The sequence below is a fragment of the Ruegeria sp. YTSB088 genome, assembly GCF_059609825.1.
The window spans coordinates 1-21,768 of record NZ_JBXWMM010000011.1 but is presented as its reverse complement, the minus strand read 5'-3'; the positions used below and the strand labels follow the sequence as shown (position 1 = coordinate 21,768).

The window sequence follows — 21,768 nt, the reverse complement described above, 5'->3', positions numbered from 1 at the left end:
TTTTCAGAAAGACGAACTCCAAGGGCGCTGCCTATTGGTTGGTCTTTCTCGAAATACGCGAATGTCGACTTCGTACCATGCGCCTTGGGAGGGGCGAGCACATGTCCATCAAACTTCATTGCTTCGGAGAAAGTGGGAACAGCTACAAGGCTGCTTTGGCACTGGAAATGTCCAGTTTGGAGTGGGAACCGGTCTTCGTCGACTTCTTCAAAGGTGTAACCCGCACGCCTGAGTATCGCGCCGAAGTGAATGAAATGGGCGAAGTACCTGTTCTGATCGACGGCGATTTTCGTACCAGCCAATCCGGCGCCATCCAGGCCTATGTGACTGAGAAGTCCGGCAAGTTCGGCGGTAAGGACCGGGAAGAGAACTATGACATTCTACGCTGGGTGCTTTGGGACAATCACAAGCTCAGCTCGATGGCGGGCCTGACCCGGTTCCTGATCAACTTTCTGCCCGAACAGCATCGCAACCCGGATGTGATCGCCTTCAACCAGGGCCGCCTGAAGGCTGCCTATCAGGTGCTGAACGCGCATTTGGAAGGCCGAGACTGGATCGTTTGTGACGGCGTGACCAACGCCGACCTTAGCTGCTGTGGCTATCTCTATTACCCAGAACCTTTCGGCTTTGATCGTGCCGACTGGCCCCATATCGACGCCTGGCTTTCTCGCCTGTCCGAGCAGCCCGGCTGGAAACACCCCTATGACCTGATGCCCGGCAACCCGTCGGATCGAGCTTGAGGAGAAGACCCATGACCGAAGCATATATTTATGACGCCCTGCGCACGCCGCGCGGCAAGGGCCGCAAGGATGGCAGCCTGCACGAGGTAACCTCGGTGCGCCTGTCCGCCCTGACCCTGAACGCGATGAAAGAACGCAACAACCTTGAAGGGCACGCCGTCGAGGACGTGATCTGGGGTAACGTCACGCAGGTGATGGAACAAGGCGGCTGTCTGGCACGCTCGGCGGTCCTGGCCTCGGATCTGGACCAGTCGATCCCCGGCCTGGCGATCAACCGCTTCTGCGCGAGCGGAATGGAAGCAGTGAATTTGGCGGCAAACCAGGTCAAAGGCGGCGCAGGCGACGCTTACATCGCAGGTGGCGTTGAGATGATGGGTCGTGTTCCCATGGGCAGCGATGGCGCGGCGATTGCCGTTGACCCCTCTCTGGCGATGGAAACCTACTTCGTGCCGCAGGGTATCTCGGCCGACATCATTGCGACGGAATATGGGTTCAGCCGCGATGACGCAGACGCTCTGGCGGTTGAATCGCAAAAGCGCGCGGCCGAAGCTTGGGCCGACAACCGGTTCGAAAAGTCGGTCATCACCGTCAAGGATCAGAACGGCCTGCCCATTCTGGACCGTGACGAATACATGCGCCCCGGCACCGACATGCAAAGCCTTGGCGCACTGAACCCGTCCTTCCAGATGATGGGCGAACAGATGCCCGGCTTCGACAAGGTAGCAATGTTGAAATACCCGCATCTTGAGCGGATCAATCACATCCACCACGCGGGCAACAGCTCGGGCATCGTGGATGGTGCGGCTGCGGTCTTGATCGGCAACAAAGAATTCGGCGAGAAATATGGCCTGAAACCGCGCGCCCGCATCAAGGCCACCGCCAAGATCGGCACCGACCCGACCATCATGCTGACTGGCCCGGTTCCTGTGACCGAGAAGATCCTAGCTGACAACGGCATGAAGATCAGCGATCTGGACCTGTTCGAGGTCAACGAAGCCTTTGCCTCGGTCGTGCTGCGGTTCCAGCAGGCATTCGATGTCGATCCCGCCCTGGTCAATGTCAACGGCGGCTCGATCGCGATGGGACACCCGCTGGGCGCAACCGGTGCGATTATCATCGGCACTTTGCTGGATGAACTGGAGCGTCAGGACAAGGAAACCGGTCTGGCCACGCTCTGCATTGCGTCCGGCATGGGTGCGGCAACGATTATCGAGCGCGTCTGATGCCCAAACTGGATCTTTCACAGATACCGTTCAAGGGCGGCTCGTCCTACCCCGGCAGGCTGGCCGAGGCGACTGCGGGTCGTTTCATTCAGCGGATCGGGGATGCGGGCGGCCTGACCCAATACGGGGTCAACATCGTTCGGCTTGAACCGCAGGGCCTGTCTTCGCTGCGCCACTACCACATGGAGCAGGACGAATTTGCCATCATGCTCAGTGGCACCTGCGTGCTGATCGATGACGATGGTGAGCATGTGATGTTACCCGGCGATTGCGCCGCTTGGCCCGCAGGTGAGGCCAATGGCCATCATCTGGTGAACAAATCCGATGCGCCCGCAACCTTTTTGGTTGTGGGCACGCGAACCCCGACCGAGACCGGCTTATACAGCGACATAGACATGATGGTGAAGGATGATGAGAACGGTTTCTCCTTCACCCGCAAGGACGGCAGCCCGCTGACGGCTGACCAGATTGGAGATGACAATGACTGATTTCACTCTGACCAAAGACGCGGACGGCGTCGCCTTTGTTACCTGGGACGCCCAGGGAAAATCCATGAACGTGCTGACCCGCGAAGCTTTTCAAGAAGTCAGCCAACTGATTGATGAGGCCCTAAGCGACGACGAGATCAAAGGTATTGTCATCACCTCGGGCAAGGAAGGCTCTTTTGCCGGCGGCATGGACCTGAACACACTGGCGACTATCCGTCAGGAAGCGGGTGACGAACCCGCACAGGCATTGTTTGATTTCGTCATGGGCGGGCACCACATCCTGCGCAAGCTGGAATTGGCGGGCATGGACCCCAAGACCAAGAAAGGCGGCAAACCCATCGCCTGCGCGATCAACGGAACTTGCGCCGGGATCGGGACCGAGATCGCACTGGCCTGTCATCACCGAGTTATGACCAGCAGCCCAAAGTCCAAGATCGGTCTGCCTGAGATCCTGCTGGGCATCTTCCCCGGCGGAGGTGGCACCATCCGTTACAGCCGCATGGTTGGTGCAATGGCGGCGGCCCCCGTACTGCTTGAAGGCAAGATGATGGACCCGGCCAAAGCCAAGGGCGCACAGTTGATCGATGCAGTTGCAGACGATCCGGTTGCCGCAGCCAAAGAATGGGTTCTGAATGCCAAGGACGCTGATCTGGTGAAACCCTGGGACGCGAAGGGCTACAAGATGCCCGGTGGTGCGCCTTACCACCCTGCCGGATTCATGACCTTCGTGGGCGCAAGCGCCATGGTTCACGGAAAAACTCAAGGCGCCTTCCCTGCGGCCAAAGCCCTTCTGAGCGCGATCTATGAGGGCGCGCTGGTTGATTTTGACACCGCTTTGAAAATTGAAGCCCGCTGGTTCACCAACGTTCTGATGAACCCCTCCTCGTCGGCGATGATCCGGACACTGTTCCTCAACAAGGAAGCGCTTGAAAAAGGCGCGGTCCGTCCGAAAGGTGTGCCCGATCAGCGCGTCAAGAAAATCGGCGTTCTGGGCGCCGGCATGATGGGGGCCGGTATTGCACTGGTTTCTGCCCAAGCTGGCATGGAAGTCGTTCTGATCGACCGCGATCAGGAAGCGGCCGACAAAGGCAAAGCTTATACCGAAACCTATCTGGACAAGGGTATCAAGCGCGGCAAGGTCACGGCTGAAAAGAAAGAGCCCATGCTGGCGCGCATCACGGCGACACCGGATCTGGACCATCTGAAAGGGTGTGACCTGATTATTGAAGCCGTGTTTGAAGACATTGGCGTAAAGGCCGAGATGACCAAAAAGGTCGAGGCGATCATCCCGGAAGATTGCATCTTTGCCTCGAACACGTCGACCCTGCCGATCTCGGATCTGGCCAAGGCAAGCGTGCGTCCGGAGCAATTCATCGGCATCCACTTCTTCTCGCCGGTCGAGAAGATGTTGCTGGTCGAGATCATCAAGGGCAAGGAAACCGGTGATCGCGCGGTGGCCAAGGCACTGGACTATGTGCGCCAGATCCGCAAGACACCCATCGTCGTCAACGATGCCCGCTTCTTCTACGCCAACCGCTGCATCATTCCGTACATCAACGAAGGCGTTCGGATGATCGCCGAGGGTGTAAACCCTGTGCTGATCGACAACGCGGCGCGTCAGCTGGGCTTCCCGGTGGGGCCGATACAGCTGACCGACGAAACCTCGATTGATCTGGGTGCCAAGATCGCCCGTGCGACCAAGGCAGCCATGGGCAATGCCTATCCGGAAAGCCCCTCGGACGATCTGATCTTCTGGATGGAAGAACAGGGCCGTCTGGGGCGCAAGGCGAATGCCGGCTTCTTCGTCTATGACGAAAAGGGCAAACGCGTCGAATACTGGAAGGGTCTTCAGGAAAAATATCCACTTGCCAAAGACCAGCCCGACCTGATCGAAGTACAGGAGCGTCTGATGTTCGCGCAGGTTCTGGAAGCGGTCCGGGCGCTGGAAGAAGGCGTGCTGGAAGACATCCGTGAGGGCGATGTGGGCGCCATTCTGGGCTGGGGCTTTGCGCCGTGGTCCGGTGGTCCGCTCAGCTGGCTCGACATCATCGGCACGCCCTATGCGGCCGAACGATGTGATCAGCTGGCCGAGAAATATGGCGAACGCTTTGCCTGCCCGTCGCTGCTGCGTGAGATGGCCGAGAAGGGTCAAACCTTCTACGGGCGCTTCAACCCCGAAGCAAAGGCTGCCTGAAACAGTGATGCAGGCGCGTGAGATCACGCGCCTGCCTCTTTTTTGTCAGTGTTTGGTTAGATCTGCCATTCGGGCCGCAGAAACAGCACCGGCGCGTTTGGACGCCCCGGTCGACCCGGTCGCCTGACCCCAGAGGGCGGACGGATCGGAAATATCGGTTCCTGTGGAATGGGTGCAGGCAGGGCACCCAATGGGTTGGCAAGGGCTGACATATCGCCCCTGCTTGCAATCAAGTTGACCAGTTCTGTACCGGTCTCTTCATCAGCGACATCGTAACCAGGCCCGCTGGCCGTGCCGCGCATGTTGAATAGGCCGGAAGGGCAGTAAGCCTGCAGGCCGCCTTCAACAAAGATCACCTGATCTTCGTCGAAAAACAGGGAACGGACCTCAAACGACGATCCCGGTGCCTGCGACATAAACCGACCCACGCCGTTCAGCAATCGTGCGGACACTACGGAACACACGCTGGCCCTGAAATCAGACCGTGTCAGGTTCAGAGCAATGCCCTGCTCGGGCATCAGCCAGACGGGACGCCCGTTATATGCGGCGCGTGCAGGTACAAAAACCGGCAAATACTCCGAACGGCGCTCTTCGGCAGGAATGACCACGACGCTGGTCGAGATGCGGCGCACCTCTTTGAACCCGTGATCCAGTGTTCGGACCAGATCGCCAACTGCAATGCGTTCCACCGGTTTCCACCCGCTGGTTGTCGCAATCTTCGTGCCGTTCAAAAATCCGCCACGGCGCGCATTCACGGCGTGGTTCAAACTGGATGGATCAGTTTCGGACGACTGATCAAGATATACAGAAATACTCGTAACTTCAGACACGTGCCTAACCCCCTTTGGCACAAACTCACTATGCCAAACAGCTAACATCAAAAATCGAGGCTGTCTTATTTCAGACATATTTATGCCCAATTTGGGCCGTCTCAACATATTTTTGTAGAGATCCCGTAAACACTGACAGGCCACAAACCGGCTTTTGTGCCATTTTCGAAACGGGCACCATGTTGTGATCGTTCGAATCCACCTGCCCCCGATCAGACGAAATGAAGTCGCTTATTCAGATTGCAGCGTTTTAAAACCGTTGACAGAGTGCGGTATTGCACGCGTCAGGCAAGTTCTTGCTGGGTGGATGACCGTTTGGCCCGCCAGCCCAGCAAAACCCCTGCTGTCGCGATCAGGACGATCCCGGACACCTGCATCAGATCGAGGGTTTGACCCAGTGCGACAAATGCAAAGAGCGGCCCGAAGATCATCACCGAATACTCGAACACGGCCACGTAAGAGGTCTCGCCTACCTGATAGGCTTTGATGAGCATGAAGACCGCAATTGTCGACCCGACTGCCTGAATTGAAATCCATTGCAATGCGGACCCCACGCCCCAGACCCAGCCCCGCGTGACAAAGCCTTCGGGCCCGTCCAGCGTGGCAACAGGCGAGACCGTGAACAAGATAACCCCCACGGCCCCTGACAGGCCAAGGGTAATGACCATGGCCGCCAGCATCGCAACCGTGCTTTCACGCGCGCAATATGTCCGCGTCATGATCGAACTCAAGGCATAGAAAAAACCAGCGGCAATCGGGAAAACCGAACGCATATCAAATTCGACCGGGTTTGGCTGCAAAACCAGAAGAGTGCCCGAAAAACCGATCAGTACAGCCAGAATGCGCCACGGCCCTATCTTTTGTCTGAGCGCAATGGACGAAATCAACAGCACGAAAATCGGGGAGGTGAACAACCCTGCCAGGGCTTGCGCAATCGGCATCATCGACAGAGACGCAAAATAGAAAAACATAGCCGTTGTGATCAACAAACTGCGTAAGATGACAGGTCCCCACCGATGCGGCCTCAGCCCACCCAGCCCCAGAAAGGAAAGGCCAACAATCAGCGGCAGCATCAACAGTGCCCGCATAAAATGGAATTGCCACAGCCCGACCGTCTCGGCCAGCAGGATCACAACGTTGTCGATCACGCCGATAATTGCCATCGCAGCTACCATCAGGGCCGAAGCCAGCACCGGGGCGGTGGACGTGTCTGCCTGCATTTTCGCGCCTCTGTTGCGATCAAAGATCGGCGATCTTTTTCCTGACGGGTATCCAGCACAAATCTGAATGCCTGCGCAACAGGTTTGCGCCCGGGGATTTTGCCATGCTAAGCTGCGGCAAAACAATTTCGAGCAGACCTCAACCAGATGACGGCCCTGAAAAAGTACCAGCGGATCGAAGCCACCGGTCTGTGGCGCTCTTCGCCCGATGAACAGCGGCGCGAAGTTGTGGTATCGATTGGCAAAGCAACCCTGACAATTTCCGATTTCAATGACAGGGCTTTGACTCATTGGTCCTTGGCGGCGCTGGAACGGCAGAATCCCGGTGCCTTTCCGGCTGTTTTCAACCCCGATGGTGATCCGGATGAGACACTGGAACTGGGAGAATCCGAAACCACGATGCTCGAAGCGATCGATCGGCTGCAACGTGCCATCGAACGCTCTCGTCCCCGTCCCGGCCGTTTGCGCTGGATGAGCGTCGGAGGCGTTGTGGCAGCGGTTCTGGCGGTATTGTTGTTCTGGTTCCCCGGTGCTTTGCGAAACCACGTTGTCTCGGTCGTGCCCGAGGTCAAACGACAGGAGATCGGAGACACGATTTTGCGTCGGATCGAGCGCGTCTCGGGACCGGCCTGCACGTCTGTGGATGCGCAGGCTTCGCTGAATCAGTTGGCCCACCGTGCAGGCGTCCGGCAGATCATTATTCTGCCCGCAGGTGTTCAGGACAGCCTCAGCCTGCCCGGTGGCACCGTTCTGTTAAATCGTGCCCTGGTAGAAGACCATGAAGACCCTGCCGTCGCAGCAGGTTACATTATCGCAGAGCGCGCGCGTACGGCGCTCAACGACCCGCTGGATGATCTGCTGGACAGAACCGGGGCATCCTCGGCCTTTCGGTTGTTGACGACCGGGGAACTGACCCCTGAGATCATTGACACGTATACCGAACAGGTCCTTTCGCAGCCCCGACCATCCCTTCCGGACGAAGACTTGTTGGCGATGTTCTCACAAAGCGCCCTGCCCTCTACCCCTTACGCCTATGCTCAGGACATTACCGGTGAATCAGTACTGGGTCTGATTGAGGCTGATCCCATGGTCGGCCGAACCCTGGAACAGGTGTTGCCGGACCGCGATTGGGTCCGGCTGCAAAACATATGCGGCGAATAATCCGGGTTACTTGGTTCCAAACATCCGGTCGCCTGCATCGCCCAGACCCGGCATGATATAGCCTTTCGAGTTCAGCTCGCGGTCCAGTGCAGCAGTGACGATATGTACATCCGGGTGCGCCTCTTTCATACGCGCGACCCCTTCCGGCGCGGCCAACAGACAGAGAAAGCGGATATCCGTCGCCCCCGCCTCTTTCAGCAGGTCAACGGCCGCAGCCGAGCTGTTGCCAGTGGCCAGCATCGGATCCACCGCGATAACCAAACGGTCTTTCAGGCTCTCGGGTGCTTTGAAGTAATACTGCACGGGCTTTAGCGTTTCTTCGTCGCGATACAGACCGACAAAACCGACGCGCGCAGAAGGAACCAATTCCAACACCCCATCCAGCATCCCGTTTCCGGCACGCAGGATCGACACCAGCGCCATTTTCTTGCCCGCAAGAATGGGGGCATCCATTTCTTCCATCGGCGTTTCGATATGGCGCGTGGTTAACGGAATTTCGCGCGTGACCTCATAGGCCAACAACAACGTTATTTCGCGCAGCAACTGCCGGAACCCGGCGGTCGAGGTACCCTTGTCCCGCATGAGCGTCAGTTTGTGTTGCACCAGCGGGTGATCGACGACGGTCAGATGTTCGCTCATGTGTTCTCCAGTCTTTTGTTGACCCGCGCGCGGGTATCATCATCGCAAAAGGCCGCTTCCAGGGCGGTCTGATTCAGGGCCGCAAAATCTTCGGCCTCCCAGCCGAAGGCTGCGTTCAACATCTCATATTCCCGTCGCATGGTCGTGTGAAAAAACGGGGGATCGTCTGTGGATACCGTTACCTTCACGCCTGCATCGCGCAAGTTCGCAATCGGGTGGGCCGCAAAATCGGGGAAAAGCCCCAGAACCACATTCGATCCAGGACAGACCTCAAGAGTGATTTCCCGGTCGACCAGTTCGCGAACAAGGTCCGGATCCTCGAGGGCGCGAACACCGTGCCCGATGCGCTCGACCCCCAGATCGCGCACAGCATCACGCACGCTTTCAGGGCCTCCGAACTCACCGGCATGTGTCGTCAGGCGAAGCCCGGCTTCGCGCGCGCAGTCGAAAGCCCATTTGAAATCAACCTGTGTGCCAACGGATTCATTTCCCCCCATGCCAAAACCGGTAATCCAGTCGCCCGCTGTTTCTGCTGCACAATAGGCGCTCCGCTTGGCTTGCTCGGGGCCAAAATGGCGGACACATGTGATGACACCCCGCAGGGTTATGTCGAACTTGCGTTCGGCTTCATCCGCAGCGTCCTGAATGGCATTCAGATAGTCCTGCCACGCGTGCAGATCACCACCCCCGCAAAAGTCCGGGCTGAGGAAGGTTTCCGAATAGACCACGCCGTTCCGGGCGCTTTCTTCGAGAATGGCCAATGTCAGCCGCCGGAAGTCTTCAGGCGTTTTCAGGACTTCGCAGGCGGCCTCATACACATTCAGGAAATGCGCGAAATCGCGAAAATCATAAGAACCGTCGGACTTAAAGATACCGCTCAGGTCCACCCGCTTCTCATGCGCAAGCTGGCGGATGAATGCCGGTGGCGCGGCGCCTTCGTGATGCAGGTGCAGTTCTATTTTCGGCAGGTCGGCGACGCTCATAGAAAATTCCTTCCCGGCCCTTGCGCCGGAATGTTCAGGTGATGGGCGATGCTGGCGGCAATGTCGGCAAAGTCCACCTGGCCGATCTGCCCCGTGCCAGACCCGGAAATCAGAACCGGTACTTGTTCACGTGTGTGATCTGTCCCGGTCCAGCTGGGATCATTGCCATGATCGGCGGTCAACACCAACAGGTCGCCGGGGCGGAGCCTGGCCAGAATCTCACCGATCTCCCGGTCGAACCATTCTAATGCTCGGGCATAGCCGCTGATATCCCGACGGTGGCCATAAAGACTGTCGAATTCAACAAAATTGGCGAAAGTCAGGCTGCCCTCTTCGGCGTCATCCACCAGATCTGAAAGGTGCCGCATGAGTTCAGCGTCCGACCCTTTGCGCAGCGTGTCGATACCCTGCATGGAAAAGATGTCGCCGATCTTGCCCACCGCGTGCACCTTCCGCCCGGCATCCTGCACCCAATTGGTCAGAACCGGAGCGGGTGGCTGAATGGCGAAATCCTTGCGGTTGGTTGTCCGTTCAAATCCCGCCTCTGGCGTGCCGACAAAGGGGCGCGCAATGACACGGCCCACTTTCATCCCGTGCAAGCGCGGTGCAAGTGCGCGGCACATACCCAGCAAACGGTCCAGCCCGAAACTCTCTTCATGGGCTGCGATCTGAAACACACTGTCGGCTGAGGTGTAGCAGATCGGCCAGCCGGTTCGCATATGCTCGGCACCTAATTCAGCGATGATCGCCGTGCCCGAGGCATGGCAATCGCCAAGGATGCCTTCGGTCCCGGCGGCCCGGGCCGCTGCCCGGCTCAGGTCCGCAGGAAAAGCTGGAACCGTATCCGTGAAATAGTGCCATTCCCAGGGTACCGGCAGACCTGCCAGTTCCCAGTGGCCCGAGGGCGTGTCTTTGCCGGGCGAATGCTCGCGCGCGCAGCCCCACAGCCCAACGGGTTTGGCGTCCAATCCGGGGGTTGCGTCCCCAGACGCCAGTCGCGCAGCCGCACCCAAACCCAGCGCGTCGAGGTTCGGCAGGCTCAAAGGGCCCGAGCGACCGTCTTCGGCCCGCCCTTCGGCACAAGCCTGCGCGATATGAGCCAGCGTATTTGCCCCACTATCCGGGACGTCCCCATTGAAAAAACGATCGGCATCAGGCGCACCGCCTATTCCAACGGAATCCATGACGACGAGAAATGCACGGCTCATACGCTAATCCTTTCGTGGATCAGATCCGGAAGCATCGGAGTCGTATCGCTGATCTCAATCGCGCTCAGCACGGTTTCTGTGGCTCGGCGCGCGGCATCTTCCCGAGCAGCGTGGATCACGGCAATCGGTGAACCTTTGGTCACACGATCCCCCAGCCGGAGAATATTGGATATTCCGACGGCAGGATCGATCTCATCACTTTCGACCTGACGGCCACCGCCCAGCGCAACCACGGCAAGACCCAGAGCTTCGCCATCGATAGCAGAAATGAAGCCGTCCCGCGGCGCCGGAACCTCTTGGATGACATTCGCCTCAGGAAGGAACCGAGCCCAGGTCTCGACGAACTGAACGGGGCCACCAACCGCTGCCATCATGCGCCCAAATCGCTCTGCGGCGCGTCCGTCACGGATGATTTCAAAGATTTTATCACGTCCCTCATCGACCGAACCGCACATTCCTGCATCGGTCAGCAAGACGCCCCCCAGCTCGGCAGAAATGTCTGCCAAAGGTGACATATCCGAGCCGGTCAGGACTTTCATCACCTCAGCGATCTCCAAAGCATTCCCCAACGCCGGGGCCAATGGCTGATTCATGTCAGTGATCACCGCCGACGTGCGACACCCTGCTGCGTTTGCGGTCTCGGTCAATGCGGTGGCCAATTTGCGGGCATCTTCCATCGTTTTCATGAAAGCGCCGCTGCCGACCTTGACGTCAAGAACCAGCGCGTCCGGGCCGGCGGCCAGCTTTTTGGACAGGATCGACGCTGTGATCAGGTCCAGGCTCTCAACTGTCGCGGTCACATCCCGCACCGCATAAAGGCGCTTGTCTGCCGGCGCGATCTGGCCCGTCGCTCCGACGATGGCGGCGCCGGTTTCGCGCAGAATCTGCGCAAGACGGTCCTGCCCGATCTGAGTGCTGACCCCCGGGATAGCCTCAAGCTTGTCAAGCGTTCCACCAGTGTGCCCCAGGCCCCGGCCCGAGATCATTGGGACATACGCCCCACATTCCGCAAGCGCCGGGGCAAGAACCAGGCTGACACTGTCCCCGACACCTCCGGTCGAGTGCTTGTCGATCACCGGGCCGTCCACATCCCAAGTCAGTACGTCTCCACTGTCGCGCATCGCGATCGTCAAATCCGCACGCCCCTGAGCGCCCAAACTGCCCATGCAGACGGCCATGGCAAAAGCCCCGGCCTGCGCGTCGCTGACGCTTCCGTCCGCAAGTCCCTGCGCAAACCAGATCAGTTCCTCGCGACCCGGCACCTCCTGCCTGCGCAGTTTTGCTATGATCGAGCGGGCATCCATGCGTTCAGACATCCTCCATGTGTGAAGCATCGAATGCACCCGGCAACAGATCCCCGATGGTTGTCTCAAATTCGGCACCGTCCACGGTTGCCAGAGTAACTTTCACATCGCGCTTGCCAAACTCGGCCAGTTTCTGGCGGCACCCACCGCAGGGCGGCACAGGCTGAGGGCTGGAGGCAACCACGTAGACCTCTGTAAATTCCTGCTCGCCCGCAGCAACCATCGAGGCGATTGCACCGGCCTCAGCACAGGTGCCTTCGGGATATGCCACATTCTCAACGTTACACCCGGAATAGACCTGACCCGAGGAGGATCGAAGCGCCGCGCCAACCTTGAAATTCGAATAAGGCGCATAGGCATTTTCCCGGACGGACAAAGCAGCGTCTTTGAGCGACATGGCGATTCCCCATTTTTTGATCGTCTGGTCAGAAAATTGCACCGTAAAGTAAAAAGGCGGAGAAGTTGAAGCCCCCAGCCGATGTTTTTCGGTCAGCCCAGTGTTGTGTTGAAGGTACCGGGCAAGGTGACTTCCAGCAACTCGATGTCGTCCGATGGGGCAGATAACCGCGTGCGCATCCCGGGCGGGATGACAAAGGCGTCTCCTTGCTCCAGCCGGTAGGGCTCGCGCCCTTCGCCTTCCAGCGTGACCGCTCCGTCCATCACGAAGGTAAAGTGAATGTCCGTATCGTGGCTGGCCCATTCGGTATCGCCCTGCCCTTTGCGGACGACCTGGACCCCTGCGACCCCTTTGGTGTTCTCGGCAATTGTCGTGTCGCGGCAGATGTAACCCGGAAGACGGAACGGTACCCATTCAGCGTCCTTGGCCTGGTTATAGACAAAGCGTTGCCCTTGCCATTCGCGCTCCAGGCGAAAATGCGGCGTTGGAAGCTGCATGTCATGGTCGATTTCCGTGACATGTTCTGCTGGCACCCCTATTTCGATGACCTGAACATTGTCTGACGCTTCGAGTACACGGTGACGAATTTCCGGCGGCTGGATAAAGCAATCCCCTGCATTCAGGCGCATTTTCTCTCCCTGATCCTCGTAGACAACATCCACCCAGCCATGGATGCAGAATATCAGTTGGAACCCAACTTTGTGAAAATGCACCATGTCGGGCACCGGACCACCGTCCGGGATACGGATGTGGCTTGCGATGATCGATCCGCCCAAACGGTCTGGCACCAGATCGCGATAGTGCATCCCAGCCCGGCCGATGATCCAGGGTGCCTGATCCTTAAGCCTGCGCACCACGAAGGAATGAACTGTTTCAGGCATCACCAGCGGCGGATTTCGCTCTTCGATTTCGATCCGGGTCCCATTCGGCGCGACAAGAACGCGTTGGCCATCTGCAAAGCTTTCCGGGTCATCTGTCAGGATGCGCAATGCTCCCGGACCTTCGGGCGCGTCTTTTTCGATCCGCAGCCGCAGACCGTGCCCTGAAAACACTGCGACGCGCGGATCGTCTGCGGGATAGATCATGTCCATCTGCATCCCCAACACCTTGGTATAAAAGGGGATGTCGTTTCGAATTTCCTGGGTAGGCAAACGAAATTCAGCTTGGGTCCGGGAAGGCTCGGATGTCTTTGTCATGAGATGTCTCATCAGATTTCGATTTTGGCCATCCGATCAGAACAGAGGCCAAAATGCCAATCGAAAAGAACATCTCGAGCGTTTCTTCCATCACGAAAAGGCGCGTTTTCATAACTGACGACAAAGCGTCGCTGTGCAGCCCGGTGAATTCTTCGAGAAGTTGGGCGATGACGGCAAGACAGCCGGCCACTATGAACACGATCATAAAAGACGCGCGTTGCTTGATAGCACGCCATCCCGTCGGGATCCCATGCCAGATGACGCCGCTCAGAACAACGCAGGCCAGCAGGACCCTGACCACAGTGACGTCCAGCACGGCATCCAGACCGTCAAGGATCAGGAACGGCAAACTGCCTTCAGGGTAAACGCTTTCCTCAAGCTCACGCTCGGCCAACAATAGGAATGTCAGCCCGATATACAGCCGGGTGACACCCGGGTATCGCCACAAAGCCGCCACACCCGCTGCAAACAAACACGCCGCGGAAATTGTTTCAAACAATCCGCCTTCCTGATTGAAAACCAGTGCCTGTTCTGGCCAGATGCCAACAGCACCAAGAAGCACAACACCCGACAGCACCGCAAACCATATGGTCAGCCGCGCAACTCCAGTATCCGCCACAGGACCAGAGGACAGGCCATCGACCTGATCATTTGCCTTGAAAGTCATTACTGCTTCGTCTTGCCTGAGTGTTTGTTCGTTTCGCAAAGTTACCTAGATGTAAAAAAAATGTGTCAAAATTCAACCCAATTCCGGTTCGCAACTGCGAGACGTCGGCAAAATTACGCAACGTAGCCAAGCTCGGACGAATAGTTTAATGTTAAATCAAATTCTCAGAGGGAACTGAATCTCCAATGTCTGACACCCCCAGCCTGCGACAGGCCGCGCTTGACTATCACGCCCATCCGAAACCTGGAAAACTTGAGATCAAGGCCACGAAACCGATGGCAAATGGTCGCGATCTGGCGCGCGCCTATTCGCCCGGCGTTGCCGAGGCCAGCCTTGAAATCAAAGCCGACGCTGCGAACGCTGAAAAGTATACGGCGCGCGGCAACCTTGTCGCCGTGGTGTCCAACGGCACTGCGGTTCTTGGTTTAGGCAATATCGGGGCGCTGGCCTCGAAACCGGTGATGGAAGGCAAAGCCGTCCTGTTCAAAAAGTTCGCAGGCATTGACTGTTTTGATATCGAAGTCGATCAGCCCGATCCGGAAAAGCTGGCGGATATCGTCTGCGCGCTGGAGCCGACATTCGGGGCCATCAACCTGGAAGACATCAAGGCGCCAGATTGTTTCATAGTCGAAAAGCTGTGCCGCGAACGCATGAACATTCCCGTTTTCCACGACGATCAGCACGGAACGGCCATTGTCGTGGGGGCCGCTGCGAAGAATGCTCTGCATGTAGCCGGAAAGACATTTGCAGACATCAAGGTCGTATCAACCGGTGGCGGGGCTGCCGGGATTGCGTGCCTGAACATGCTTGTGAAGCTGGGTGTGAAACAGGAAAACATCTGGCTGTGCGATATTCACGGGCTCGTCTACGAGGGGCGTGCCGAGGATATGAACCCGCATAAGTCGCAGTTCGCGCAGAAAACAGACTTGCGTACTCTGGATGATGTAATCGGCGATGCAGATCTGTTTCTGGGCCTTAGCGGCCCGAATGTCCTGAAGCCCGAAATGGTCAAGAAAATGGCCAATCGTCCAATCATCTTTGCACTGGCCAACCCAACGCCTGAAATTTTGCCACAGGCCGCGCGTGAGGTTGCCCCGAACGCGATCATCGCCACGGGGCGCAGCGATTTCCCCAATCAGGTCAACAACGTGTTGTGTTTCCCGTTTATCTTCCGGGGGGCTCTGGATGTGGGCGCGACCGAGATCAATGATGCGATGCAGATTGCCTGCGTTGACGGCATTGCGGATATGGCCCGCGCGACGACAAGCGCCGAAGCCGCAGCCGCCTATAAGGGCGAACAACTGACCTTTGGGCCGGATTACCTGATCCCGAAACCCTTTGACCCGCGTCTAGTGGGCGTCGTCTCGTCTTCGGTTGCCAAGGCAGCCATGGAAAGCGGCGTCGCAAAGCGCCCCATTGAGGACCTTGAGGCCTACAAGGAAAAGCTCAACCAGACTGTCTTCAAGTCGGCCCTTTTGATGCGCCCCGTGTTCGAGGCTGCGGCTGTCGCATCCCGTCGCATCGTTTTTGCCGAGGGCGAAGACGAAAGGGTGCTGCGGGCTGCACAGGCCATTCTTGAGGAAACAACAGAAACGCCGATCCTGATCGGGCGACCCGAAGTAATCGAATCCCGTTGCGAAAAGCTAGGCCTGACCATTCGCCCGGGCACAGATTGCCAGATCGTGAACCCGGAAAACGATCCGCGTTATTACGACTACTGGAACTCGTATCATCAGCTCATGCAGCGCCGAGGTGTGACGCCTGACCTGGCCAAGGCAATCATGCGCACAAATACGACCGCCATCGGCGCGATCATGGTGCATCGAGGCGAAGCTGACAGTATGATCTGCGGCACGTTTGGCGAATATCGCTGGCATCTGAACTATGTTGAACAGGTGCTGGCCGACGGCGACCTGCGCCCGCACGGCGCTTTGTCACTGATGATATTGGAAGACGGCCCCTTGTTCATAGCCGATACGCACGTTCGGCAACTGCCGACACCGGAGGAGTTGGCCGAATCGACCATTGGCGCGGCACGGCATGTTCGTCGATTTGGGCTTGAGCCCAAGATCGCATTCTGTTCGCAGTCGCAATTCGGCAATCAGGCAGAAGGTTCCGGAAAACGCCTGCGCGCCGCATTGGAAATTCTGGACCAGAAACCACGCGACTTTATCTATGAAGGGGAAATGAACCTGGATGCCGCCCTTGATGCGGACCTTCGCGAGCGGATCTTTCCGGGATCACGCCTTCAGGGAGCGGCAAATGTGCTGATCTTTGCCCATGCGGACGCAGCCAGCGGCGTGAGAAATATTCTGAAAATGAAAGCGGACGGGATCGAAGTCGGACCCATTCTGATGGGAATGGGCAACAAAGCGCATATCGTCACCCCGTCCATTACCGCACGCGGATTGCTGAACATGGCTGCCATAGCGGGGACCCCGGTGGCGCATTACGGGTAAGCTGGTCTCCTGTCGACGTGAACCGCAATCCTCGCGGGGGTGCGGTTAATAAAACACTCACACCTTGGCTGCTATATGTCGTTTCACCTCCGTGGTGACGATAGCGGATGAGTGGCGAATTGGCGTTGCGCCGAGTCGCCTCTCGCATGATCTTTTGCACTGCCGAATTTGCAAGTTTGCAAAATGGCATTTTCGGCGCAGAAAATTCAATGCTGGAAAAGAGGTTTGCAAAAATTTGCAAGCTATTGTGCGATTTCCTGCAAATATTTTGCGATAAACTGACGCGTCGTCATTTGACGCGCTTGCCCGAGAGTTTTCTGGGTCCTAACACAAAGACCAAGTCGTTGTGAGGAGGACGAGATGGCGTATCAGGACGTTTATGACAGCTGGAAGAAGGACCCCGAGGCGTTCTGGATGGACGCCGCCAAGGGAATCGATTGGGTCAGGGAACCCAGCAAAGCGCTGTTCGACGACAATGCGCCCTTGTACGAATGGTTCAGCGACGCACGGGTCAATACCTGCTGGAACGCCGTGGACCGCCACGTGGAAAACGGGCGCGGCGAACAAACCGCAATCATCTATGACAGCCCGATCACCCACACCAAGCGCGAGATTTCATATGTTGAACTGCGCAACCGCGTGGCCAATCTTGCCGGTGCGCTGCGGGCAAAAGGTATCGAGAAAGGTGACCGCGTTATCATCTACATGCCGATGATCCCCGAAGCGCTTGAGGCGATGCTGGCCTGCGCACGTCTGGGCGCTGTGCATTCCGTGGTGTTTGGTGGATTTGCCAGCAACGAATTGGCGGTCCGTATCGATGACGCCAAACCCAAAGCGATCATAGCCGCGTCCTGCGGAATGGAGCCTGGGCGGGTGGTGCACTACAAGCCGCTTCTGGACGGCGCCATTGAACTTGCTGAACACAAGCCGGATTTCTGCGTCATCTTCCAGCGCGAACAAGAAGTTGCTCAGCTGATCGAAGGGCGTGACTACAACTGGCACGGGTTCCAGTACGGCGTTGAACCAGCAGAATGTGTCCCCGTCGACGGAGACGATCCGGCGTATATCCTCTACACTTCGGGCACCACCGGGGCGCCCAAGGGAGTCGTGCGCCCAACTGCCGGGCATCTGGTGGCGCTGAACTGGAGTATGAAGAACATCTATAACGTCGATCCGGGTGATGTATTCTGGGCGGCGTCCGATGTGGGTTGGGTCGTTGGGCACTCCTACATCTGCTACGCACCCCTGATCCACGGGAACACGACGATTGTGTTCGAAGGCAAACCGGTCGGCACCCCTGATGCGGGCACCTTCTGGCGCGTAATCTCCGAGCATAAGGTCAAAAGCTTCTTCACCGCGCCCACAGCGATCCGCGCCGTCAAACGTGAAGATCCAAAGGGCGAATTGATCGCCAAATACGATCTGTCTCATCTGCGGGCTCTGTATCTGGCAGGCGAACGCGCTGATCCTGATACCATCATATGGGCACAGGATGCGCTGAAGGTTCCGGTGATCGACCATTGGTGGCAAACCGAAACCGGTTGGGCCATTGCCGGCAATCCGCTGGGCATCGAAGAGCTTCCGATCAAGCTGGGTTCGCCTGCCAAACCGATGCCGGGCTATGACGTACAAATACTGGACGAAGGTGGTCACCCCATGAAAGCCGGCGAACTCGGGGCCATCGCTGTCAAGCTGCCGCTGCCTCCGGGCACCCTGCCGACCCTGTGGAACGCCGAGGAGCGGTTCAAGAAATCCTATCTGGAGCACTTCCCCGGGTATTATGAAACCGGCGACGCCGGAATGATCGACGAGGACGGATACCTTTACATCATGGCCCGCACCGATGATGTCATCAACGTCGCGGGTCACCGCCTGTCGACCGGCGGGATGGAAGAAGTGCTTGCCGCTCACCCGGATGTGGCCGAATGCGCGGTGATCGGTGTATCGGATCAGCTAAAGGGTCAGATGCCCGTTGGGTTCCTGTGCCTGAATGCCGGCGCAAACCGGGATCATACCGACGTGGTTCAGGAAGTCGTCAAAATGGTTCGGGAAAAGATCGGCCCGGTGGCGGCCTTCAAGCTGGCTGTGGTCGTCGACAGATTGCCAAAGACCCGTTCAGGTAAAATCCTGCGTGGTACGATGGTGTCGATTGCGGACGGCCAAAACTATAAAATGCCTGCAACAATCGACGACCCTGCCATTCTTGACGAAATCAAAGAAGCCTTACAGACAATCGGTTACGCCAAGTAACTTGAGGGCGGCGCAAGCCGCCCTTTGTCGTGTCTTCTCTTGCAACCGGAAGCAGCCTCCCTACTGTCGCATTAAGACAGTGAGGACCCATGACACAAACCGATATCTGGCGTCTCAGCGCCACTGATCTGGCCACCCTGACAAGACGCGGGGACCTGAGTGCGACCGAGGCGGTTCAGGCCTCGATCGAGCGAATGGATGCGGTCAACCCCGACCTGAATGCAGTGGTGGAAGACCTGCGCGCCGAGGCGTTGGAACGTGCCAAGGCCTTGGACCATGCGCGGGCGAACGGCCAACCGACGGGGCCGCTGCATGGCGTGCCGGTCACGATCAAGGTGAATGTTGACCAAAAAGGCCATGCCACAACCAACGGTGTTGTTGCTCTGAAAGATGTAATGGCACCGGATGACGCCCCGGTTGTGAGCAATCTGCAAAAGGCCGGGGCAATTGTTATCGGGCGGACCAACACGCCCGAGTTCTCGTTCCGCGCCGACACGGACAACCCGCTTTATGGGCGTACGCACAACCCCTGGGGGCGGCATATCTCTCCCGGCGGCTCTTCCGGCGGGGCTGGCGTCGCGGTCATCGCCGGAATCGGCGCGTTGGCCCACGGCAACGATATCGGCGGCAGCCTGCGCTTTCCCGCAGCAGCCAACGGAGCCGTGACAGTGAAACCCGGGCTGGGGCGTGTCCCGGCGTGGAACCCAAGCCAGAAAGCCGAACGCGGCTTGCTGGCGCAATCGATGTCCGTTCAGGGCCTGTTAACCCGGTCGGCTGCCGACCTGCATCTGTCCATGCCCAGCCTGATCGCCGCAGACGCGCGTGACCCGTTTCACGTGCCAATGCCCTGGCGTGGTCCTGACCTCAACGCACCAGTCAAAGTGGCCTTTACAAAAAACACATTCGGCTATGACTTGCACCCCGAGGTCGAGAAAGCGCTCGACACGGCACGAGAGGCGCTGGTTGATGCGGGCTATGTTGTGGAAGAGGTTGACCAGCCTGATGTTTTTGAATGTGGTCGGATCGGTTATCGTACGCTGATGGGCGAAGTGCTGACGCTCATGAAATCAGATATCGAAGCCGCTGGTTCCAAAACCATTCAGAATATCTTTGAGGTCTATTTTCAGGAATTCCCGCCAATTGTCGAAACCGAGATGATCCAGATGCTGGCCAAACGAAGCCACTACGCGCGCAATTGGTCCCTGTTTCTGCAGGATTTCCCTTTGGTACTGTCGCCTTTCCTGCCACAACCGTTCTTCAAACCCGACCGGGACACCGAAGGCGCTGAAGGTGTGCACGAGGTTCTGGGGTGCGCCGTATATTCTTATGCGATGAACTTTTTAGGCCTGCCTGCGGCATGTGTCCCGGCCCGACTGGCTGAATTGTCGAAGGGTCCTCAGCCGATCAATGTTCAGATTGCCGCTCAGCGCTGGCGCGAAGATCTAGCGGTGGATGCGGCCGCGGCCATCGAAGCACGCGTGGGGCAAATGTGCCTGCCGTTATGGGAAAAGACAGAGTTGCAGGGTGGCTGAAAAAATAGACCCCGGGACATTGTACCCGGGGCCCGACTGCTAAAATAAGCCCGGATTTCTGATGACGAGCGTAGCACCACCCACCCTCGCCAGCGCAAAATCTGCGCAATCATTCGAAAACGCCTTTCAGGTGGCCACTCACTCCCACCTTGGCGTGTTCTCCGAGCAAGTTCACACTATCCAATTGTGAGCGAATCCCCTGTGAACTGCTTCACACAGGCTCAAAAAAGCTCGCAGAAACGTAAATTTAAGTGAATTGCTCGGATATCAGCCGCTCCTCCAACCCGTGTCCCGGATCGAAAAGAATGCGATGTGAGATCGCTGGCTCGGATCGGATCTCGACCCAATCAACGTCTGGGAAGGCTATGGAATCAGCCGCAACGATAACAGGTCGCTTGTCCGCATCCAGCACATCAAACCGCACCTTTGCGATTTTAGGCAGCAAGGCACCACGCCATCGGCGGGGGCGAAATGCGGCGATTGGTGTCAACGCGAGAACGTCCGAGCCGATCGGCAGAATAGGCCCGTGCGCCGAGTAATTATATGCCGTTGACCCCGCCGCAGTAGACAGCAGAGCTCCATCGCAGACAAGTTCATCCATGCGCTCGCGGCCATCAACACTGATCTTCAAACGAGCAGCCTGTGGCCCAGCGCGCAACAGCGATACTTCGTTGATCGCCAGCGCCTCGTGTAATTTTCCGGACTGATCCATCGCCCGCATTGCCAATGGATTAATCACCTCTTCTTCGGCTTCCTCCAGCCGTGCCATAAGGTCGTCTTCGTGGTACTCGTTCATCAGGAACCCGATCGTGCCGCGGTTCATACCATAAACCGGTGTATCGAGATGCTGCATGTTGTGCAGGGTGTGCAACATGAAGCCGTCCCCTCCAAGAGCAACCACAACATCTGCGTCGCGAGGAGCGGCATTGCCGTGTTTGGCCACCAGAGTGTCACGGGCTGTTTGCGCCACTTTGACCTCACTGGCAAGAAAGGCGATTCTTTTTTTCATGTTTTCCGGTTTCCGGTGCTGCACATTTGGTTCCGAAACAAACATACCTTTCCCCGATAGGCCAGTCTTGACGCCGTAGCGGGCCAAATCGTCGCTTTAAGCCTTTTGCAAATGTGGCGTTTCCGATAGGAAATCCGCAAGAATTTTACCCAGCCATGTGGAGCGCCCATGAACGCCAATCTTCGTGACACCGGATTTTTCACCCAGTCCCTTGCTGATCGTGATCCTGAGCTTTTTGGCTCGATCACGTCGGAACTGGGTCGTCAGC

At 57.7% G+C, this 21,768-nt stretch carries 18 protein-coding genes; 8 read left to right on the top strand and 10 right to left on the bottom strand.

Going from position 1 to position 21,768, the window contains the following annotated elements; all coding sequences use genetic code 11:
• The first annotated feature begins 101 nt into the window (after window positions 1–101).
• From AC2FFA_RS16900 to AC2FFA_RS16885, 4 genes are read left to right on the top strand one after another with little or no spacing between them, the layout of a single operon-like run.
• On the top strand, window positions 102–740 hold the full coding sequence (locus tag AC2FFA_RS16900; RefSeq protein ID WP_496852486.1) for a glutathione S-transferase family protein: 639 nt from the start codon (window positions 102–104) through the stop codon (window positions 738–740).
• Between the two features lie 11 nt (window positions 741–751).
• Window positions 752–1,963 (top strand): acetyl-CoA C-acetyltransferase, encoded by a 1,212-nt coding sequence (locus AC2FFA_RS16895; protein WP_117869546.1) that lies wholly within the window; start codon window positions 752–754, stop codon window positions 1,961–1,963.
• Window positions 1,963–2,451: a cupin domain-containing protein gene (locus AC2FFA_RS16890; RefSeq protein ID WP_496852485.1), complete on the top strand. Its 489-nt coding sequence runs from the start codon at window positions 1,963–1,965 to the stop codon at window positions 2,449–2,451. The genes AC2FFA_RS16895 and AC2FFA_RS16890 overlap by 1 nt, the downstream gene beginning before the upstream one ends.
• On the top strand, window positions 2,444–4,645 hold the full coding sequence (locus AC2FFA_RS16885) for a 3-hydroxyacyl-CoA dehydrogenase NAD-binding domain-containing protein (RefSeq protein WP_496852484.1): 2,202 nt from the start codon (window positions 2,444–2,446) through the stop codon (window positions 4,643–4,645). The genes AC2FFA_RS16890 and AC2FFA_RS16885 overlap by 8 nt, the downstream gene beginning before the upstream one ends.
• A gap of 56 nt (window positions 4,646–4,701) precedes the next feature.
• Here the strand turns inward: AC2FFA_RS16885 and AC2FFA_RS16880 are convergent, their stop codons facing one another.
• Both AC2FFA_RS16880 and AC2FFA_RS16875 read right to left on the bottom strand, forming a co-directional pair.
• Window positions 4,702–5,475: a Hint domain-containing protein gene (locus tag AC2FFA_RS16880; RefSeq protein ID WP_299901626.1), complete on the bottom strand. Its 774-nt coding sequence runs from the start codon at window positions 5,473–5,475 to the stop codon at window positions 4,702–4,704.
• 284 nt (window positions 5,476–5,759) lie between these two features.
• Window positions 5,760–6,695, bottom strand: a complete 936-nt coding sequence (locus AC2FFA_RS16875; RefSeq protein WP_496852483.1) for a DMT family transporter — start codon at window positions 6,693–6,695, stop codon at window positions 5,760–5,762.
• Window positions 6,696–6,842: 147 nt separating this feature from the next.
• On the opposite strand from AC2FFA_RS16875, the gene AC2FFA_RS16870 reads away from it, so the two are divergent.
• Window positions 6,843–7,856, top strand: coding sequence for a hypothetical protein (locus AC2FFA_RS16870; protein ID WP_496852482.1), 1,014 nt, complete (start codon window positions 6,843–6,845; stop codon window positions 7,854–7,856).
• Window positions 7,857–7,862: 6 nt separating this feature from the next.
• Here the strand turns inward: AC2FFA_RS16870 and upp are convergent, their stop codons facing one another.
• From upp to AC2FFA_RS16835, 7 genes are all read right to left on the bottom strand, one after another.
• Window positions 7,863–8,495 carry a uracil phosphoribosyltransferase gene (gene upp, locus AC2FFA_RS16865; protein WP_117869551.1) on the bottom strand — a complete coding sequence of 211 codons (633 nt, stop codon included), beginning with the start codon at window positions 8,493–8,495 and terminating at the stop codon, window positions 7,863–7,865.
• Entirely contained in the window at window positions 8,492–9,478 is a 987-nt protein-coding gene (locus tag AC2FFA_RS16860) for an adenosine deaminase (protein ID WP_496674725.1), read from the bottom strand. The genes upp and AC2FFA_RS16860 overlap by 4 nt, the downstream gene beginning before the upstream one ends.
• A complete protein-coding gene (locus tag AC2FFA_RS16855; protein ID WP_496852481.1) occupies window positions 9,475–10,686 on the bottom strand; it encodes a phosphopentomutase in 1,212 nt (403 codons plus the stop codon). The genes AC2FFA_RS16860 and AC2FFA_RS16855 overlap by 4 nt, the downstream gene beginning before the upstream one ends.
• Window positions 10,683–11,990, bottom strand: a complete 1,308-nt coding sequence (locus AC2FFA_RS16850) for a thymidine phosphorylase (protein ID WP_496852564.1) — start codon at window positions 11,988–11,990, stop codon at window positions 10,683–10,685. Before AC2FFA_RS16850 ends, AC2FFA_RS16855 begins: the two co-directional genes overlap by 4 nt.
• A gap of 4 nt (window positions 11,991–11,994) precedes the next feature.
• Window positions 11,995–12,408: a cytidine deaminase gene (locus AC2FFA_RS16845; protein WP_256369674.1), complete on the bottom strand. Its 414-nt coding sequence runs from the start codon at window positions 12,406–12,408 to the stop codon at window positions 11,995–11,997.
• Window positions 12,409–12,479: 71 nt separating this feature from the next.
• Complete coding sequence (locus tag AC2FFA_RS16840) at window positions 12,480–13,583, bottom strand: cupin domain-containing protein (protein WP_496852480.1); 1,104 nt, start codon at window positions 13,581–13,583, stop codon at window positions 12,480–12,482.
• On the bottom strand, window positions 13,546–14,250 hold the full coding sequence (locus tag AC2FFA_RS16835) for a hypothetical protein (RefSeq protein ID WP_117869557.1): 705 nt from the start codon (window positions 14,248–14,250) through the stop codon (window positions 13,546–13,548). The genes AC2FFA_RS16840 and AC2FFA_RS16835 overlap by 38 nt, the downstream gene beginning before the upstream one ends.
• A gap of 185 nt (window positions 14,251–14,435) precedes the next feature.
• Here AC2FFA_RS16835 and AC2FFA_RS16830 point away from each other — a divergent pair, with 185 nt between their 5' ends.
• From AC2FFA_RS16830 to AC2FFA_RS16820, 3 genes are all read left to right on the top strand, one after another.
• Complete coding sequence (locus tag AC2FFA_RS16830) at window positions 14,436–16,709, top strand: NADP-dependent malic enzyme (protein ID WP_496852479.1); 2,274 nt, start codon at window positions 14,436–14,438, stop codon at window positions 16,707–16,709.
• A gap of 360 nt (window positions 16,710–17,069) precedes the next feature.
• Window positions 17,070–18,959, top strand: a complete 1,890-nt coding sequence (prpE, locus tag AC2FFA_RS16825) for a propionate-CoA ligase PrpE (protein ID WP_496852478.1) — start codon at window positions 17,070–17,072, stop codon at window positions 18,957–18,959.
• 89 nt (window positions 18,960–19,048) lie between these two features.
• A complete protein-coding gene (locus AC2FFA_RS16820) occupies window positions 19,049–20,491 on the top strand; it encodes an amidase family protein (protein WP_496852477.1) in 1,443 nt (480 codons plus the stop codon).
• Window positions 20,492–20,738: 247 nt separating this feature from the next.
• Here AC2FFA_RS16820 and AC2FFA_RS16815 read toward each other — a convergent pair whose 3' ends face one another.
• Window positions 20,739–21,545, bottom strand: coding sequence for an NAD kinase (locus tag AC2FFA_RS16815; protein WP_117869562.1), 807 nt, complete (start codon window positions 21,543–21,545; stop codon window positions 20,739–20,741).
• Window positions 21,546–21,768 lie beyond the last annotated feature (223 nt).